The 17,869-nt window shown below is 72.5% G+C and carries 17 protein-coding genes and 1 riboswitch; of the genes, 8 read left to right on the forward strand and 9 right to left on the reverse strand.

Going from position 1 to position 17,869, the window contains the following annotated elements; all coding sequences use genetic code 11:
- The first annotated feature begins 245 nt into the window (after nt 1–245).
- Together ACIF8T_RS06415 and ACIF8T_RS06420 are read left to right on the forward strand one after the other, a co-directional pair.
- Nucleotides 246–1,421, forward strand: a complete 1,176-nt coding sequence (locus tag ACIF8T_RS06415) for a metallophosphoesterase (RefSeq protein ID WP_400031790.1) — start codon at nt 246–248, stop codon at nt 1,419–1,421.
- A gap of 184 nt (nt 1,422–1,605) precedes the next feature.
- On the forward strand, nt 1,606–2,475 hold the full coding sequence (locus tag ACIF8T_RS06420; protein WP_400031792.1) for a hypothetical protein: 870 nt from the start codon (nt 1,606–1,608) through the stop codon (nt 2,473–2,475).
- A 115-nt stretch (nt 2,476–2,590) separates the two neighbouring features.
- Here ACIF8T_RS06420 and ACIF8T_RS06425 read toward each other — a convergent pair whose 3' ends face one another.
- The 4 genes from ACIF8T_RS06425 to ACIF8T_RS06440 all read right to left on the reverse strand — a co-directional run bounded on the left by ACIF8T_RS06425 (nt 2,591) and on the right by ACIF8T_RS06440 (nt 8,321).
- Nucleotides 2,591–4,036 (reverse strand): VWA domain-containing protein, encoded by a 1,446-nt coding sequence (locus tag ACIF8T_RS06425; protein WP_400031793.1) that lies wholly within the window; start codon nt 4,034–4,036, stop codon nt 2,591–2,593.
- A 137-nt stretch (nt 4,037–4,173) separates the two neighbouring features.
- Complete coding sequence (locus ACIF8T_RS06430) at nt 4,174–5,280, reverse strand: hypothetical protein (RefSeq protein WP_400031795.1); 1,107 nt, start codon at nt 5,278–5,280, stop codon at nt 4,174–4,176.
- Nucleotides 5,281–5,488: 208 nt separating this feature from the next.
- Complete coding sequence (thiC, locus tag ACIF8T_RS06435) at nt 5,489–7,285, reverse strand: phosphomethylpyrimidine synthase ThiC (RefSeq protein ID WP_400031797.1); 1,797 nt, start codon at nt 7,283–7,285, stop codon at nt 5,489–5,491.
- A riboswitch (TPP riboswitch) is annotated at nt 7,278–7,475 on the reverse strand. Its footprint overlaps the gene before it by 8 nt.
- A 345-nt stretch (nt 7,476–7,820) precedes the next feature.
- Nucleotides 7,821–8,321 (reverse strand): hypothetical protein, encoded by a 501-nt coding sequence (locus ACIF8T_RS06440; RefSeq protein ID WP_400031799.1) that lies wholly within the window; start codon nt 8,319–8,321, stop codon nt 7,821–7,823.
- 141 nt (nt 8,322–8,462) lie between these two features.
- On the opposite strand from ACIF8T_RS06440, the gene ACIF8T_RS06445 reads away from it, so the two are divergent.
- Nucleotides 8,463–9,686, forward strand: coding sequence for a YibE/F family protein (locus tag ACIF8T_RS06445; RefSeq protein WP_400031800.1), 1,224 nt, complete (start codon nt 8,463–8,465; stop codon nt 9,684–9,686).
- Between the two features lie 98 nt (nt 9,687–9,784).
- Here the strand turns inward: ACIF8T_RS06445 and ACIF8T_RS06450 are convergent, their stop codons facing one another.
- The 4 genes from ACIF8T_RS06450 to ACIF8T_RS06465 form a co-directional block, all read right to left on the reverse strand.
- On the reverse strand, nt 9,785–10,219 hold the full coding sequence (locus tag ACIF8T_RS06450) for an SsgA family sporulation/cell division regulator (RefSeq protein ID WP_400031802.1): 435 nt from the start codon (nt 10,217–10,219) through the stop codon (nt 9,785–9,787).
- Nucleotides 10,220–10,318: 99 nt separating this feature from the next.
- Nucleotides 10,319–11,032, reverse strand: a complete 714-nt coding sequence (locus ACIF8T_RS06455; protein ID WP_400032349.1) for an IclR family transcriptional regulator — start codon at nt 11,030–11,032, stop codon at nt 10,319–10,321.
- A 312-nt stretch (nt 11,033–11,344) separates the two neighbouring features.
- A complete protein-coding gene (locus ACIF8T_RS06460; RefSeq protein WP_400031804.1) occupies nt 11,345–11,557 on the reverse strand; it encodes a DUF5326 family protein in 213 nt (70 codons plus the stop codon).
- Nucleotides 11,558–11,722: 165 nt separating this feature from the next.
- Nucleotides 11,723–12,040 (reverse strand): cupin domain-containing protein, encoded by a 318-nt coding sequence (locus ACIF8T_RS06465; protein WP_400031806.1) that lies wholly within the window; start codon nt 12,038–12,040, stop codon nt 11,723–11,725.
- Between the two features lie 58 nt (nt 12,041–12,098).
- Here ACIF8T_RS06465 and ACIF8T_RS06470 point away from each other — a divergent pair, with 58 nt between their 5' ends.
- The 5 genes from ACIF8T_RS06470 (at nt 12,099) to ACIF8T_RS06490 (ending at nt 15,887) form a co-directional block, all read left to right on the forward strand.
- Nucleotides 12,099–12,476: a phage holin family protein gene (locus ACIF8T_RS06470; protein WP_400031808.1), complete on the forward strand. Its 378-nt coding sequence runs from the start codon at nt 12,099–12,101 to the stop codon at nt 12,474–12,476.
- 5 nt (nt 12,477–12,481) lie between these two features.
- On the forward strand, nt 12,482–12,973 hold the full coding sequence (locus ACIF8T_RS06475; RefSeq protein ID WP_400031810.1) for a low molecular weight protein-tyrosine-phosphatase: 492 nt from the start codon (nt 12,482–12,484) through the stop codon (nt 12,971–12,973).
- A complete protein-coding gene (locus tag ACIF8T_RS06480; RefSeq protein WP_400031812.1) occupies nt 12,970–14,151 on the forward strand; it encodes a cystathionine gamma-lyase in 1,182 nt (393 codons plus the stop codon). Before ACIF8T_RS06475 ends, ACIF8T_RS06480 begins: the two co-directional genes overlap by 4 nt.
- Nucleotides 14,152–14,393: 242 nt before the next feature.
- On the forward strand, nt 14,394–15,299 hold the full coding sequence (locus ACIF8T_RS06485; protein WP_400031814.1) for a LysR family transcriptional regulator: 906 nt from the start codon (nt 14,394–14,396) through the stop codon (nt 15,297–15,299).
- A 105-nt stretch (nt 15,300–15,404) separates the two neighbouring features.
- A complete protein-coding gene (locus ACIF8T_RS06490) occupies nt 15,405–15,887 on the forward strand; it encodes an NUDIX domain-containing protein (RefSeq protein WP_400031816.1) in 483 nt (160 codons plus the stop codon).
- An 11-nt stretch (nt 15,888–15,898) separates the two neighbouring features.
- Here the strand turns inward: ACIF8T_RS06490 and ACIF8T_RS06495 are convergent, their stop codons facing one another.
- Entirely contained in the window at nt 15,899–17,416 is a 1,518-nt protein-coding gene (locus tag ACIF8T_RS06495; RefSeq protein ID WP_400032351.1) for a globin domain-containing protein, read from the reverse strand.
- Between the last annotated feature and the right edge of the window lie 453 nt (nt 17,417–17,869).

A 17,869-nucleotide genomic window follows, 5' to 3' on the forward strand; every position in this document is an offset into this window, starting at 1 on the left:
TGCGGACGCGGCGCCTCCGCATCGCCGGAGAACCGGGGCCGGTCCCGCGAGGAGAAAGGGTGCGGAGACGGTCGCAGGACGGTCGAAGACCGGTCCAAACGGGGCGAAAGCCACGGCGAACTGGACTCTTGTTCCGATTCACCACCCCTGGGTCATCACATGGCGCGATCCGCATTCCTATGATGGGCCCACGACACCGCGGGCCGCTGCGACCAGGCAGTCCGATGCGGTGCAGATGCGGCGCGATGGTGGAGGGGTCGATGACTCAGGGGGCCGGTCAGGGACCCGAGGTGGAGCGGACGGCGACGCTGCGCGACTTCCGGGTGCCCGCGTACGTCCACGAGACCGGTCCGTACGCCCCCGGCCCGCACCCCGGTGAGGTCAATCCGTACGCGGGGGGCGCCGGCACGCACCCGGGCTCCGTCCCCGTCCGTCCCGGTGGCGCCGGCACGCACCCGGGCGACGTGGTCCCGCCCCTCGACGAGGGCTACCCGGAGGGGTACACCCCCACCCAGCGCGACCTGCCGGTCATCAACCGGGGCGACACGGTGCAGGTCATCGTCGACCCCGCGGTCGCGGCGGCCCCGCAGCCGGCCACCGGCCCGGGCCCGCTGTACGTCGTCGGCGACGTGCACGGCTACCTCGACGAGCTGGTCGCCGCCCTCCAGGAGAAGGGCCTCATCGACGCCGCCGGGAACTGGTCCGCGGGCACCGCGCGGCTGTGGTTCCTCGGCGACTTCACCGACCGCGGCCCGGACGGCATCGGCGTCATCGACCTGGTGATGCGGCTGTCCGCCGAGGCCGCCGCGGCGGGCGGCTACTGCAAGGCGCTGATGGGCAACCACGAGCTGCTGCTGCTCGGCGCCAAGCGGTTCGGCGACACGCCCGTCAACTCCGGCGCGGGGACCGCCACCTTCCAGGCGGCCTGGCTGCTCAACGGAGGCCAGAAGACCGACATGGACCGTCTCCAGGACCACCACCTGCAGTGGATGGCCCGGCTGGACGCGCTGGAGGAGGTCGACGGCCACCTGCTCGTCCACTCGGACACCACCGCCTACCTCGACTACGGCCGGTCCATCGAGGAGGTCAACGACACCGTCCGCGAGACGCTCACGCGCAACGACGCGGACGAGGTCTGGGACCTGTTCCGCAAGCTCACCAAGAGGTTCTCCTTCCGTGACGAGGGCGGCGCCGACGCCGTGCGCTCCCTGCTGGATACGTACGGCGGCACCCGCATCGTTCACGGCCACAGCCCCATTCCGTACCTGCTGGGCGAGGTCGGCTCCGAGGACGGCGAGGACGACGCCGGACCGGTGGTGTCGGGACCGCACGTCTACGCCGACGGCCTCGCCATCGCGATGGACGGCGGCGTGACCATGGCCGGAAAGCTGCTGGTCCAGCAACTGCCCCTGGATATCTGAACGTTCCCCGATCAAGTGTTCCCCCGGCGGGGGACGGTGCCGGGCAGGGCCCAATTTCGGCAAACCCCCTGTCACCGCATGCCGTCACCGCTCTACCATCGGCCTGTCCGTAGCAGGCTCCCCTCCGTTTCTGCCCGACGGCTCGTCAGCATGCCGAGCCCCAAGCCCTACGGAGCATCGGGGGATGCACATGAACAGCGTTCCGCAGCACCTGTTGAGCGAGGACCGTCAGGAGTACGAGCGGATCCTCCATGAGGCGCTGCGCTCCGCCCCGCACCGTCCGGAACTGGCCGCCGTCGGCCGGCGTCTCGACTCCGAACAGCTGCGCGCCATGGCGCTGAACGCCACCGCGCTCATCACGGCGGCCGCGGCCACCGAGTACCAGCACTACGTCACGCTCCGCGAGGAACTGCGCCGGCCGGCCTCGTCCGCCCCGTCGCCCGCGCGCGAGTCCGGCTCCGGCGAGCCGGGCGGGGGCACGGCCGGGCTCACGGCCGGCATGGGGGAAGCCGCCGAGGCCGCCGGCGCGGGTGCCGTCGCCGTCGTCGCCGTCCTCGCGCCCGTCCTGGCCGGCACCGCCGCGGCGCTCTTCCTGCTCGTGGGGTACGTCCTGAAGATGCTCACCCCCGAGCCGGCGTTCGCGCGGACCCTGCTCACCACCGGCTGGGTGTTCGGCGCCGTGACCGCCCTGGCGATCCTGGTCGCCGCCGCGGGTCTGCTGGTCACCGCCCTGCGCAACAAGCCGACGGCCGAGAGCGGCCCGTACGGCGAACTGAGCGGGGAGGTCGACCGGGCCAGGGAAGCCTGGCGGGAGGCCCTGCTGGAGCGCGGCGTCCTGCCGTTCCTGCGGGAGGCGCTCGCCGACCCGGACGCGGCCGCCGCCCTGCCCCGCACGGCACCCGCCGCGCCGCCCGGCCGCATCCCCCACCTCGGCTACGACCGCCCGGGTTTCACCAGCCCCGACGACGGTACGGCCAGCGGCACAAGGCCGCGTTTCACGCGCCCCGACTACACCAGCCCGGACTTCGGCGGACCGGAGCACCAGCCGGAGTAGCCGCCGGGGCGCGGTGGCTGCCGGGGCGTGCGCCGGGCACGCCCGGCTCGCGCGTCCCTGCACGGGGTCGTCGTGAGGGAGCGCGAGCCGGGGCGTGCCCGGCGGGGCCGCGGGGTCAGGCACCCGGCCGGAGGATGCCCGCCCGGCCGGCCGCGGTGATCCAGCCGGGGAACTCGGACAGCAGACGGTCGTACAGCTCCTGGTCGGGGACGGTGCTGATGTCGTCCACCGAGAAGAAGCCGACGTTGTCCACCCGGCGGCCGGGCAGCGTGTCGAAGCGTTCGAGCACGCCGTAGTTCGACGTGCCCAGTCCCACGAACTGCCAGAAGATCGGTTCCTCCACCGCCTCGCGGAGCTCCCGCTCGATCTCGGCGTTGCGGTAGACACCTCCGTCGGAGAAGAACAGCACCAGGGTCGGAGCGGCCGCCGGGTTGTCCCGGACGAAGTCGCGGACCTGGGCGATCACCTTCTGCTCCTCGTTCTGGATGCCGACCGCCCGCATGTCGACCTGACCGTCCTGGAGCCCCTTCGGCGGCTTGTTCCGGCGGAAGAGGCCGATCTGGCCGACGCGCACGTGCAGCCGGAGCCACTCGGGGAGCTCGCCCAGCCGCAGGTCGGGCAGCCGGGCGGCGTTCGAGGCGAAGGTCCAGGCCTGCATCTCGCCGTCGTCGTCGAGCTGCGCGGCGACCGCGGCCATGCGTTCGACGACGTCGGCCACGACGCCCTTGGAGTAGAGGAACGACATGGAGCCGGAGGCGTCCAGGACCAGGATGACGCGCGCGGTGACGCCGGTCGCCCCGTGCTTGCGCAGACTGACCGCGACCTGCTCCTTGCGCAGGGAGAGGCGCTTGCGCATGTCGACGGGCAGGCGCTCCTCGCCCTTGGTGAGGCGGGGGCCGGGTGTCGCGGTGGCCGGGGCGGGCGGCGGCGGGGAGTGCGGTGCGGTCGTGGGGGGCGCGGGAGCCGGTGGGGTGGGGGTGGGCGGAGCGGGGGTGGCGGGGGCCGGGGCGGCGGGCGTGGCCGGGGGAGCGTCGTCGACCGTGATGCCGAAGTCGGTGGCCACCCCGGCGAGTCCGGAGGCGTAGCCCTGGCCCACCGCGCGGAACTTCCACCGTCCCTGCCGCAGGTAGAGCTCCCCGCCGATCATCGCGGTCTCCGTCGCGGCCGTCATGTCGAACCGGGCGAGCTCGGTCCGCGTCCCCGCGTCGAGCAGCCGCAGCGACAGGCCGGGCACCTGGCCGAAGGTCCCGCCGTCGGCCGAGGCGCACAGCACGATGCGCTCGACGGCCGGTTCGAGGGAGCCGAGGTTCACCTCGACCGCGTCGGTCACAGCGCCGCCGGCACGCTGCTTGCCCAGGTGCCGCACCGCCTGCGACACGTGCTGCGGCTGGTTGTAGAAGACGAAGTCGCCGTCGTCACGGACGCGTCCGGCTGCGGTGAGCAGCAGGGCCGAGGCGTCGACCTCGGGCACACCGGGTCCCGCGGTCCAGGTGAGCTCGACCCGCACGGCGGACGCGTCGACGGGAAGGTTGGCGCCCTTGCTCAGGGGCATCGCTGTCATGGCCTCAGTCTGCCGAGCCGGAGGCCGCGATGGGGAGGGGGCGGGCCCGGGGGACCACTTCTTCCCGGCACGTCCGCCTTCCGGGTGCGGGAGCCGGACGCCGAAGCGCCCGGGGCCGGTCCGGCCGGCCGGACCGTTCAGAGGCGCCGGACGAGTTGCGCCTCCACGCGTTCGACAAGGGTGCGGCTGTACGCGTGGACGAGGGAGAGGTGGAACAGCGCCGGTGCCAGCGGCGCCCACCGGTGGACGCGGTCCGGGCGCAGCAGGTACTTGACCACCGTCGCGGGGCGGAAGGGCACGTAGTCGATCGTCTCGTGCTCCCATCGGTCCGGGACGCCCCGGCTCATGCGTTCCTGCAGGTCCCGGCTGCTGAGGGTCCCCAGCCTGGCGAAGAAGTGGCCGCTCCAGTGGCGCCTGTCCGTGTCGAGCACGAAGGCCAGCAGGTCGAGCGTGTACTCGTGGGGCTCCAGGGACAGCTCCTCCCGCATGCCGCGGCGGGCCACGGCGTGGAGGTCCGGTGCGCCGCGCCGCCCCGAGGAGTCGATGTGGCGGGACAGCCCTTCGTTGACGGAGGAGTTCCAGACGCCCGGCGCCATCCGGACCCGGTCGCTGCGCCGGCTCACCACCAGCATGTCGTCCGCGGTGACCACCGCGATGTTGACGGCGAAGCTGCACTGCAGGAAGTCCGGGGCCTGCAGCGGACGCTCGGGGTCCAGGTACCGGGACCGCGGTGTCGTGCCGTCGGGGAGCCTGCGGTCGAGCTGCTGGGCCGCGAGGAAGGTGTAGTAGTCGGTCGGGCGCAGCCTCAGGTGGACCTGGGGGGTCTCGTCCAGGGGGGTACGCGAGATGTCGAACGACTCGACCGCGTAGCGCGGCCCGTTCCACAGCGGCGTACGGCCCTCCGCCCGCAGGTGCTCGCTCTCCTCGGCGATCTCGTCCCGCCAGGGGGCCATGTCCGGCGGAAGCCGCACCTCCTCGTCGAGCACGTGGACGAAGACCGCCTCCGGGGGGATCGGGGAGTCGCCGTCGCCCTCGACGATCAGGGCGGAGGTGTGCAGCGGGCCGAGGGAGAACGTCCGCCAGGCCGGGCCGGTCTCCTCACGGCGTCCCATGCTGCGGATCGCGGTCCGCGAACGCCTGCGCAGTCGGTACCAGGCGTTCTGCAGGGGCTGCTGGAACAGCACCGCGCAGAGCATGCCGAGGACGGCGCCCGTCACTCCGTTGGCCACATCGATCCCACCCATGGCACAGACCTTAGGGATCTTGGTGGTGTCGAGCAGCCACGTGTTCTTTCCGTTACGACGGCGGTCCGGGGCCGGTCCGTTCTCCTGGCCTTCCGCCGTCGCCCGCCTGTCGTCCGGTCAGGCCGGTCCGGCCGGTCCCGGCTGTCCGGCCCGCGTCCCCCGCGCGGGCCGGACAGCGCCGGATCCCGGTGCCGGCCGGTCCCGTCGGTCAGTCCGCGATCGGCAGGTACACCCGGTTGCCGGCGGCCGCGAACTCCTTGGACTTCTCGGCCATGCCCTGCTCGATCTCGGTCCGGCTGGTGCCGTGCTCGCGGCGGATGTCCTGCGAGATCTTCATGCTGCAGAACTTGGGACCGCACATCGAGCAGAAGTGCGCGGTCTTGGCGGGCTCGGCGGGCAGGGTCTCGTCGTGGAACTCCCGTGCCGTGTCCGGGTCGAGGGCCAGATTGAACTGGTCCTCCCAGCGGAACTCGAAGCGGGCGTCCGACAGCGCGTCGTCCCACTCCTGGGCCCCCGGGTGGCCCTTGGCGAGGTCGGCGGCGTGGGCGGCGATCTTGTAGGTGATGACGCCGGTCTTGACGTCGTCGCGGTTCGGCAGGCCCAGGTGCTCCTTGGGCGTGACGTAACAGAGCATCGCCGTGCCCCACCAGGCGATCATCGCGGCACCGATGCCGGAGGTGATGTGGTCGTACGCCGGGGCGACGTCGGTGGTCAGCGGGCCGAGCGTATAGAACGGGGCCTCCTCGCAGATCTCCTGCTGGAGGTCGATGTTCTCCTTGATCTTGTGCATCGGGACGTGGCCCGGGCCCTCGATCATCGTCTGCACATCGAACCGCTTCGCGATCCGGTTGAGTTCCCCCAGCGTCCTCAACTCGGCGAACTGCGCCTCGTCGTTGGCGTCCGCGATGGAACCCGGCCGCAGTCCGTCCCCGAGGGAGTACGTCACGTCGTACGCGGCGAGGATATCGCAGAGTTCCTCGAAATTCTCGTACAGGAAGGACTCCTTGTGGTGCGCCAGGCACCACGCGGCCATGATCGAGCCGCCGCGCGAGACGATGCCGGTCTTGCGGTGGGCGGTCAGCGGCACGTACGCCAGGCGCACCCCCGCGTGGACCGTCATGTAGTCCACGCCCTGCTCGGCCTGTTCGATGACCGTGTCCTTGTAGATCTCCCAGGTCAGTTCCTCGGCCTTGCCGTCGACCTTCTCCAGGGCCTGGTACAGCGGCACGGTGCCGATGGGCACGGGGGAGTTGCGCAGCACCCACTCGCGGGTGGTGTGGATGTTGCGGCCGGTGGACAGGTCCATGACCGTGTCGGCGCCCCAGCGGGTGGCCCACGTCATCTTCTCGACCTCCTCCTCGATGGAGGAGGTCACCGCGGAGTTGCCGATGTTGGCGTTGACCTTCACCAGGAACCGCTTGCCGATGATCATCGGCTCGATCTCCGGGTGGTTGACGTTGGCCGGCAGCACGGCCCGGCCCGCCGCGATCTCCTCGCGCACCACCTCGGGCGAGACGTTCTCCCGGAGCGCCACGAACTCCATCTCGGGCGTGATCTCGCCGCGTCGCGCGTACGCGAGCTGCGTGACGGCCTTGCCGTCCCGGCCGCGGCGCGGCAGGCGGGGACGCCCGGGGAAGACCGCGTCCAGGTTGCGCAGGCCGCCGCGGGGCGCGGTGTGCTTGATCCCGTCGTCCTCGGGGCGGACGGGACGGCCCGCGTACTCCTCCGTGTCACCGCGGGAGACGATCCAGTTCTCCCGCAGCGGCGGCAGTCCCCTGCGGACGTCGGTGTCGACGAGCGGGTCGGTGTACGGGCCCGAGGTGTCGTACAGCGTGACCGACTGCCCGTTGGTGAGGTGCACCTGGCGGACCGGCACCCGGAGGTCGGGGCGCGAACCCTCGACGTACGCCTTGTGCCAGCCGATGGACTTCCCGGCCTCCGCGTCCCGCGATCCGTTCGTCGCGGTCTGCGTGGAGGCAGGCGTGCGTGCGTCCTTGTTGGTCATGAGACCTACTCCCTACGCCGGCATTACCCGGTAACAGGTTCGGCGGTCGACGCAGCGGTATCCGTCTGCCGATGGTCCGATGTTCCCTGTGAAACATCTCTCGGCTCCGGCGACGTTTCATGTGAAACATCGCCGGGACGGAGGTCAGCGCCCTCTCAGCCCGGTGCTCCGAGCTCCCGCGTGTGCAAAAGGTGCCTCCACGCTAGCGTCAGTTCTGGCGCGCTGAACAGAGGGCCCCCGCCGTTCTTGCGATGATCGGGCGGTGACCACGACGCAGCATCCCCCGTACCCACCGCCCGAGCCGCCCCACGGATCCGGCGCCGGAAACGGCGACGGACCCGGCCGGGGGCCCGGCCCGGGACCTGGTCCGGGACCTGGTTCAGGACCCGGTCCGCGCCCTGGTCCGCGATCCGGTGGAGGCCAGGTACCCGGTCGCGGCCCCGGCCCGGACTGGGAGGACGGCGGCCGGCCGGGTCCAGGGCCGGCCGGACCGGCTTCCGAGGGCCCGGGGTCCGACCGGCCGGGCCCCGCTGCCTCATGGTTCGAGGGTCCGGCGTCCGGGGGTTCGGCGTCCGGGGGTTCGGCGTCCGGCCGAGGGCACGCTCCCGGCGGCGGGCGCGGTCCCGGGTTCGACAGCGGCCAGGGAGGCGGGCACCGCCCCGGGGCGTACGACGGCGGCCACGGCGGCGGACAGCGCCCCGGGCCCGATGACGGCCACGGCGGCGGCCGTCGTCCCGAGTTCGGCGACGGCGGGCAGCGCCCCGGCTTCGGCGGCGGCAACGGCGGCGTCCGTCGTGGGTCCGGCCACGACCGCGGCAGCTTCCAGCGGCCCGGGTTCGACGACGACCACACCGGCGGACACGGTCCGGGACCCGATGGCCGGCACGGACACGGTCCCGCCGGCGAGCACGGGCACCCTCCCGCGTTCGACGGCGGCCGCGGCTCCCCCAGCGGGCCCGGCGCACAGGGCGGCCCCGGCCCCGGCGACGGTCCCGGCGACGGCCGGGGCCCGGATGCCGGCCGCGGCTCCGGACACGGCTCAGGAGGCGGCCACGGCTCCGGCGGCGGCCACGGTCCCGCCCCCGCACCGGGCGGCGGCGGCCACGGACACTCGCACAGCCACGCGCACGGCCCGGCCGCGCCCGTCTCCCTGCACCTGCGCAAGGTCATCGCGGCGGTGCTCATCCCCTTCGCCGCGGTGGTCCTGGTCGGTCTCGCCGTGCTGTGGCCGGGCGGCGCCCCGGCGCACGAGCGCACCGGTGTCGGGTTCGACCGGCAGACGCAGCAGGCCACGGTCACCGAGGTCGTCGAGGTGAGCTGCGCGGACGCCGGCGCCTCGGGGGTCCCGCCGACCGGCGACACCTCGACCGCCGAGGGCTCCTCCGCGGTGCAGCAGGCCGAGGGCACCTGCAAGAAGGCGACGATCCGGGTCGACACCGGCAAGGACGAGGGCCGCACGTTCACGGAGATCGTCCAGCCGGACCAGTCCCGGCAGCTGCACGAGGGCCAGGAGGTCGTGGTCGCCTACGAGCCCTCCGCGCCGAAGGACCTCCAGTACTCGGTCGCCGACGTCAACCGCCGCGTCCCGATGGCGGTGCTCGCGGGCATCTTCGCGCTCGCCGTCGTGGCCGTCGGGCGGCTGCGCGGCGTCATGGCGCTGGTCGCGCTGGCCATCAGCTTCCTGGTGCTCAACTTCTTCATGCTGCCCGCGATCCTGCAGGGCTCCAACCCGCTGGTCGTGGCGGTGGTGGGGTCGAGCGCCATCATGCTGATCGCGCTGTACCTGTGCCACGGACTGTCGGCCCGTACGTCGGTGGCGGTGCTCGGCACCCTCGTCTCGCTGCTGCTGATCGGCGTCCTCGGTTCGCTCTTCATCGACTGGGCCGCGCTCACCGGCAACACCGACGACAACACCGGTCTGATCCACGGCCTGTACCCCGAGATCGACATGAGCGGTCTGCTGCTCGCCGGCATCATCATCGGTTCGCTCGGTGTCCTGGACGACGTGACGGTCACGCAGACGTCGGCGGTGTGGGAACTGCACGAGGCCAATCCGTCGATGGGCTGGCGCGGGCTGTACCGCGCGGGCATCCGGATCGGCCGCGACCACATCGCCTCCGTCGTCAACACGCTCGTCCTCGCCTACGCGGGCGCCGCGCTGCCGCTGCTGCTGCTGTTCTCCATCGCGCAGAGCAGCGTGGGGACGGTCGCCAACAGTGAGCTGGTCGCGGAGGAGATCGTGCGCACGCTGGTCGGCTCGATCGGCCTGGTCGCCTCGGTGCCGGTGACGACGGCGCTGGCGGCCCTGGTGGTCTCGGCCGACCGCCCCGGCTCCCGGGCCCCGGTGACGGAGCCCCAGGCGCCGGCACGCGGCGGGCGGGGACGCCGCCGCAAGCGCTGACGCCCTCGCCGCCGGCCGCTGCCGTGCAGAAGCGTTCCGGCGGACCGGGCGGCGGCCGGTGAAGCGTTACGCCAACACCACCCGGTTGCCGTAACGCTTCACCCGGCTCCCTGCTCCGCCAGGATGCGGTCCAGCGCCTCGTCGAGGTGCGCGTCGAAGTCGGCCAGTGCCCCCTCCTGGCCCAGCGGCACCAGCTTGTCGGTGCGGTCCAGGAAGGCCACGAGCGGTGCCGTGGACGAGCGGAACAGCGCCTGGTCGCCGCCGACCTGGAGGCGGATCAGGACCTCGGTGAGGTCGTCGGGCTCCACCGGCGAGACCCGCACATCGCCCTCGCCGCACGGCCGCCCCACCCCGTCGATCAGCAGTTCCCTGCCGAAGGCCCAGGTCACCGGGGCGTCGCCGGGCAGATGGAAGGTCAGGCGCACGGCATACGGATCGCAGGTCTCGTACCGCAGCTCCACCGGGATGCGGAAGGAGAGCTCCTCGGACACGAGAAAGCTCATCATGACCTCTGCCTGTACGGACTCGCGCATCGCTACCCCGTCGTTCGCCGGTGACTGGCCGGGATGGAACCCTGACAACTTGCCTGGAATCTTGCTTAACGTACACAGCAGATCACAAGGAGTGAGTTTTCAGATACTGATAGAGAGGGTAAGCGAGCCCAGCAGCCGGCCCATCTCCTCCTGCAGCCGGTGCACCGCGGGCAGCAGCCGGTCGGCCTGGTGGACGGGCAGGGAGAGGGCGATCGTGGCCGCCGTGGTGCCGACGGTGATGGGGATCGCGGCGCACACCGTGCCGAGGGCGTACTCCTGACGCTCGATCACCGGTTCCATCCGCCGGATCCGGTCCAGGCGTCTGAGCAGGCTGTGGGCGTCGCGCACGGTGTACGGCGTGACGGGCCGGACGGGGTAGCGGGCGAGGTGGTCGCGGCGGGCCTCCTCGTCGAGCTGGGAGAGCAGGCACTGCCCGATGGCGTGCGCGTGGCCCGTCTCCCGGAAGTCGGCCCACTCCTCGACCGCGGGATTGCCCGGGGTGTCCGAGACGCACAGGACCTCGATTTCACCCTCCCGGTACACCGCGTAGTACACGGGTGCGCCGAGCGTGTCGCGCCAGTGCGCCAACGCCTCGACGACGGTGGTGCGACGTTTCTGCTGTGCTCCGCTGCTGCTCAGCCGTTCGGTCGCCTCACCGAGGAAGAACAGCCCCTTGTCGCGGTGCAGATAGCCCTCGTGCACGAGGGTCCGCAGCAGGTGGTAGGTCGTGGGAAGCGCCAGGCCGGTCTCGCGGGCCAGCTGCTTGGCGGGGGCGCCGTACTCGTGCCGGGCGACGGTCTCCAGCAGGCGCATCGCGCGCTGCACGGATCCGATGAGGGTGCCGGGAGGCTGCGGCGCGGCGGGTGCCGTCGAGCGGGGCTGGAGGGGGACGGCGTGCAGGGGGACGGATACGGTGTCGGCCGTGGCCAAGGGGCACTCCCGAAGCGCGAGGGGGCAGTCCGTGCGGGACACGGGTGGGGGTGTACGCCACTCGCGGGGGTCTCCCCCCGCGTGGATTTTCGGACTCTATTCGTCCCTCACCACGCGCCGACGGCCCGCTCGGGAAACTTCCCTCGCGCGAGGGAACCGGTGATTCCTGTTACCCCCACCGGTTCCCCACGGTGCTCACCAGTCGCTTCGTGACGACGAGCTCGACGTGAACTTCCGTACGACGTAGATGAGTCCGCCCACCAGCGCCACGAACACCAGCACCTTGAAGAGCAGTCCGATCACGAACGTGAGCACGTGGGCGATCAGCCCGCCGAACACGACCAGGGCGATGACCGGCACCGCGATCCACTTCACCCACCACGGCAGTCCCGTGAAGATCTCTCGCATCGCCCTCGTCCTTGCCTCTCCGCCCTTCGCCGGGCCGGGTCGCTCCAGTGGTCCGGGATCTTCCGACCCCCGCTGTCGATGCTAGGGCGGAGGGGTGTCCGGACGGGGCCCTCGCACCCCTTGTCCTCCCCTGACCGATCCCTTAGGGAACCCCGAGGCGGCGGCTCAGCTCTCGGGCGGAGAGAACACCACCAGGACCCTCAGGTCCTCGCTGATGTGGTGGAACTTGTGGGCGACGCCCGCCGGGACGTACACGACGCTGCCCCGCGCCACCTGGGTCGTCTCCAGGCCGACCGTGAGCGAGGCGCGGCCGCTCACGACGAAGTACACCTCGTCCTGGTCGTGCGGCTTCTGCGGGTCGGGCTCGCCCGCGTCCAGGGCGTACAGGCCGACGGACATGTTCCGCTCCCGCAGGAACTGGAGGTACGCACCGTCGTTGGCGGCGCGTTCCGCCTCCAGTTCGTCCAGCCGGAATGCCTTCATCGCCTCGTCCGCCCCTACTCACTGCTCATGTCCGACCGCGTCTGCCACGATCAGACACATGATGAATTTCCTAGTCAAGACGATCGCCAACGCGGGCGCGCTGGCGGTCGCGGTGTGGCTGCTCGACAAGATCACCCTGACCGGTGACAGCACGGGCAGGAAGACCGGCACCCTGATACTCGTCGCGCTGATCTTCGGCCTGGTGAACGTCCTGGTCAAGCCGGTCGTCAAGCTCCTGAGCCTGCCGCTGCTCATCCTCACGCTCGGCCTGTTCACCCTGGTGGTGAACGCGCTGATGCTGCTGCTCACCTCGTGGCTGGCCGACGTCCTGGACCTCAGCTTCCACGTGGAGGGCTTCTGGACCGCCGTCGTGGGCGGCCTGATCATCTCGGTCGTCTCCTGGGCGCTGAACGTCGTCCTGCCCGACAAGGACTGAGCACCGTGACCTACCGCGTCTGCTTCGTCTGCACCGGCAACATCTGCCGTTCCCCGATGGCCGAGGCCGTCTTCCGCGCGCGCGTGGCGGAGGCCGGGCTCGACGACCTGATCGAGGCCGACAGCGCCGGCACGGACGGCTGGCACGAGGGCGAGGGAGCCGACCCGCGCACCCTGGCCGTCCTGGAGGACCACGGCTACGCCCTCGACCACACGGCCCGCCGCTTCCGGCCGTCCTGGTTCGCCCGCCTCGACCTGGTCGTCGCCCTGGACGCCGGGCACCTCAGGTCCCTGCGCCGCCTGGCGCCCACGCCGCGGGACGCGGCCAAGGTGCGGCTGCTGCGCTCCTACGACCCCGCCGCCGGTGTCGACCTCGACGTCCCGGACCCTTACTACGGGGGCGCGGACGGCTTCGCGGAGTGTCTTGAGATGGTGGAGGCGGCGAGCGGCGGTCTGCTCGCCGCGGTACGCGAGCACGTGGAAGGGCAGGCGGCATGAACGCACAGGACATCGGCGGTACGGGCACCGGGGACGACGAGGGCCGCCGCGCCGCGCCGGCCGCGGGCGAGGGCACGCGCGCGGTGCGGGCCGGGCTGCCCGAGCCGGTCAAGCACGAGCCGACCCTGCCGGGCCCCGTGTTCGCCGCGCACTTCCACCTGCCGGGCGACCCCACCGGCCCGTACACCTACGGCCGTGACGAGAACCCCACCTGGACGCTGCTGGAGCGCGCCATCGGCGAGCTGGAGGCGCCCGGGCAGGACGTCGAGACGCTGGTGTTCGCCTCGGGCATGGCCGCGATCTCCTCGGTGCTCTTCTCCCAGCTGCGCGCCGGGGACGCGGTCGTCCTGCCGAGCGACGGCTACCAGGCGCTGCCCCTGGCGCGCGCCCAGCTGGAGGCGTACGGCATCGAGGTGCGCACCGCGCCGACCGGCGGCGACGCCCAGCTGGAGGTGCTCGACGGCGCGAAGCTGCTGTGGATCGAGACCCCGTCGAACCCCGGGCTCGACGTGTGCGACGTCCGGCGGCTCGTCGGGGCGGCGCACGCGCGGGGCGCCCTGGTGGCCGTCGACAACACCCTCGCCACGCCCCTCGGCCAGCGCCCGCTGGACCTCGGCGCTGACTTCTCGGTGGCCAGCGGCACCAAGCAGCTCACCGGCCACGGCGACATCCTGCTGGGCTACGTCGCCGGCCGCGACGCCGGGACCATGGCCGCCGTACGACGCTGGCGCAAGATCGTGGGCGCGATCCCCGGGCCCATGGAGGCCTGGCTGGCGCACCGCTCCCTGGCCACGCTCCAGATGCGGGTCGACCGGCAGTGCGCCACGGCCCTGACGGTCGCCGAAGCGCTGCGCGGGCGCCCGGAGGTGACCGGGCTGCGCTATCCGGGGCTATCCGACGACCCCTCGCACAAGATCGCCTCGCAGCAGATGCGGCGCTACGGATGCGTGGTGTCCTTCACGCTTCCCACGCGGGAGCGGGCCGACCGCTTCCTGGACGCGCTGCGGCTGGTGGACGACGCGACGAGCTTCGGCGGGGTGCGGTCCACGGCCGAGCGGCGCGGGCGCTGGGGCGGCGACGCGGTGCCGGAGGGCTTCATCCGCCTGTCGGTCGGCGCCGAGGACGCCGAGGACCTGGTGGCGGACGTGCTGCGGGCCCTGGACGCGTCGGCCGGCTGACCCTGCCCCGCGGCGCCCGCCGCGGCTCCCTGGGCACGCTCCGGTGCGATGCGGCGGACGGTCCGAGTCTCCCCCCTCAGGACTCGGACCGCCCTCGGTTCCGCGCGCGAAGAACCGCGCGAACCAGGCTAGTTGACTCTGTGTCAGTGTCCAATCACAGTAGCCGCAGAGGCCCATCGGCTTATTTATCGGGCGCGTCCCGGGGGGACCGGGAGCGGGGCGCGCCGAGGGGAGGGCGTGCCGTGGATCTGGCCCTGCTGCGGACCTTCGTCACCGTGCACCGGGCCGGCTCCTTCACCCGTGCCGCCGCCCTGCTCGGCCTCTCGCAGCCGGCCGTCACCTCGCAGATCCGCACGCTGGAACGCCAGTTGGGCCGCCCTCTGTTCCTGCGCCAGGCCCGCGGCGTCACGCCGACGACCATCGGCGACGAACTCGCCCACAAGGCCGCCCCGCACCTCGACGCCCTGGTCGAGATCACGGAGACCGGGCTCGACGACGACTCCTCCTTGCGGACGCTGCACCTCGCGGGGCCGCCGGAGTTCACCGCCGAGCGCGTGCTGCCCGCGCTCACGGAGCTGACCGGGCAGGACGGCCGGGGTTTCGCGCTGCGTGTCTCCTTCGGGAACGCGGACGAGACGCTGGAAGGGCTGGCCGCCGGGCACCACGACCTGGCCGTCAGCACGGCCCGGCCGCGCGGCGCCCTGCTCACCGGCACCGCCCTGTGCGACGAGGAGCACGTGCTGGTCGCCTCGCCCGCCCGCGCCGAACAGATCGACACCGGGAAGCTCGGCCGGGACGGGGCCCCGGCCCTCGCCCGCGTCCCCGTCGTCGAGGTGCACGAGTCCCTGCCCTTCGTGTCCCGCTACTGGGCGTCCGTCTTCGGCTCCCGCCCGGCCGCCCCGGGCACCGTCGTCGTCCCCGACCTGCGCGCGGTGCTCACCTGCGCGGCCGCGGGCGCGGGACTGGCGGTCCTGCCGCGCTATCTGTGCGCGGAGGCGCTGCGGCGGGGTGACGTCGTCGCCCTCCACGAGCCGGCGGTGCCTCCGCTGCGCACGTACTTCCTGGTCGTGCGCACCGGCACGCTGGCGCTGCCGCACATCGCCCGCGCCCACGAGCGGTTGCAGCGGGCCGCGGCCGAGTGGTGCTGAGGAAACGGCCCGGGCGTCGTCCGCCGGAGCGGGCCTCACGCACGGCCGCCTCACGGTGACATTCCGGAATGTTTCACGTGGAACCAGCCGGGCCACATTTCACCCATGACCGTCCGACCCGTGGTCAAGCGCACCGCCCGCGCCGTTCTCCTGGACGGTGACGACCTGATCCTGATCAAGCGCACCAAGCCCGGTGTGGACCCCTACTGGGTCACCCCCGGTGGCGGGGTCGAACCGAGCGATCCGACCGTCGTCGACGCCCTGCACCGCGAGGTGTACGAGGAGCTCGGCGCCAAGGTCACCGACGTCGTCCCCTGCTTCGTGGACACCGTGGAGCACATCGGTGAGGACGGCGGCGCGACCGGCGTGAAGGTGCAGCACTTCTTCGTCTGCCGGCTGGAGTCCATGGACCCGTCGCTGCGGCACGGCCCCGAGGTGGAGGAGCCCGCCGGCGAGTACGAGATCGTGCGCGTGCCGTTCACCCGGGTCGGCATCGCCTCCGTCCACCTCGTACCGCTGTCGCTGCGGCACTACCTGGACGGCAACATCGAGGGAGTCCGCGCCATGCACGCCCCTGACCTGGGCTGATCCCCGCCGGGTCAGTTCCCGGCGCCGACGAGTTCCTCCACCGCGTCATGCCGTATGCGCTCTGCCGGGATGCCGGCGTGCCTGAGGGCGTGGACGCCGCTGCGGATCATGCCGGGCGGGCCCGAGAGGTAGGCGTCGTACTCGATCCACGGGCCGTACTCGCGCAGGGCGTCCGGGAGCCGCTGGTGGGCGTGCTGGTCGATGACCGCGCGGACCGACAGCCACGGGTGGGTCTGCCGCAGCCGGAGCAGGGCGTCGATGTCGTACAGGTCGGGGTCGGTGCGTGCTCCGTAGAACACCTCCACCGGCCGGCGCCTGCCGTGCTCGGCGACCTCCTCGATCAGCGCCTTGACGGGGGCGATGCCGGTGCCGCCGCCGAGGCAGAGCAGTCCGCTGTCGGTGGTGTGGTCCACGGTCATGGAACCGGTCGGCGGGCCGAGGCGGATGATGTCGCCGGGGCGGGCACGGTGTACCAGCGCGTTGGAGACCCACCCGGTGGGGACGGCCTTCACGTGGAACGAGAGCAGTCCGTCGGAGCGGGGCGCCGAGGCGAAGGAGTAGTGCCGCCAGATCCGCGGCCACCAGGGCGTTTCCAGGCTCGTGTACTGGCCGGCGCGGAAGGGGTAGGGCTGGTCGGGGCGGACGGTGACGACCGCGACGTCGCGGGTCCTCAGCTCGTGCGTGACGATCTCCGCGTGCCACCAGGCCGGGGCACGCAGTTCGTCCGCGGCCGCCGCGTCGATCATGACCTGGGAGATCGTGGTGTACGTCCGGACCCAGGCGGCCTCCGTGTCCGCGTCCCAGACGGCGGAGGCGTACGCGCTCAGGGCTCTGATGAGGCACTCGCCGACGGCCGGGTAGTGCTCCGGGCGCGTGCCGTACTTGCGGTGCCCCCGGCCGAGGTTCTCCAGGTAGCCGACCAGGAAGGCCTTGTCGTCGATGTGTTCGGCCGTCGTCAGCAGCGCCCGGAACAGCCGGTCGCGCTGGGTGTCCATCGCGGCGGGGAACAGCGACCGCAGCTCGGGGTGGCGGACGAAGAGGAGCGCGTAGAAGTACGAGGTGACCTCGTCGGCCACGGGGGCGATCTGCGCCATGGTCCGGCGGACGAGGACGGCGTCGCCGGACACCTCCCCGGCGCGTGCGGCGCCTGGCGAGAAGGGTGAGAGGCGCTGAGCGGGGACGCCCGGGCCGCCCCGCGAGGCCGCAGCGGAAGCGGGCGGCGGCGCGACGGGGCGGAGTGCCGAGGGCCGGGCGGCCGGGGAGAGCGGCGGTGACGGGAGCGCGGCCGTCCATGCGGGGGCCAGTGCGGCGGGGGCCGCCGACGCGGTCGTGTGTTCCCGCTCCGGGTCCGGCGCGCCGGCACCCGGCGGGGTGCCGTCCTCATTGGCTGTGCCGCCCCCCGCGGGCTCACCGTCCGAGGCCGGCGCGGGCGGCCTGGGCGACGTGAACCAGCCGTCCCCTCCGCCGGACGTGCCGTTGTCGGCCGGCCTGGGGGTCGGAGCGTCCATGGTGTGCCTCGCCTCGAACATCCTGCGGTCGGTCTGCGCATGCATGGCTCACGTGCGGTCCTCGCGGAGAGTGCCCCCTCGTTCCTCACGCGAACCGAACTCGACCATACCGGCCGACGCCCGGCGGACAAGTCCTCCCTCCCCCGTCAGGAAGGAGCGAGCGGCGCGGCCCCTCGGTTGCGTCAACTGGTGCCCTGGGAAGCCCACTTCACAGTCTTTCCACAGACCCTTGTCCGTGCGGGAGTCGCCCCGGGACCCCGCCGTCCGAGCTCCGCCCGGACCTCCAGGACGCCGACCGGAGGACCGTCGCCCCCTGTGCCTCGGCGAGGTCCGCCACAGGGTCCGTACGAGGCCGACGGGAGCCCCTGTCCCCCTCCTGTGAAGCGGCAGGGCACCCGCTGTTCCGACGTGTTTCACGTGAAACGTCCGGCGGCGGCCCGCCTTGGTGGGGAGCCGTCCTCCCTGGCCAAAAGG

The sequence above is a fragment of the Streptomyces sp. NPDC085946 genome, assembly GCF_044540485.1.
GTDB lineage: Bacteria > Actinomycetota > Actinomycetes > Streptomycetales > Streptomycetaceae > Streptomyces.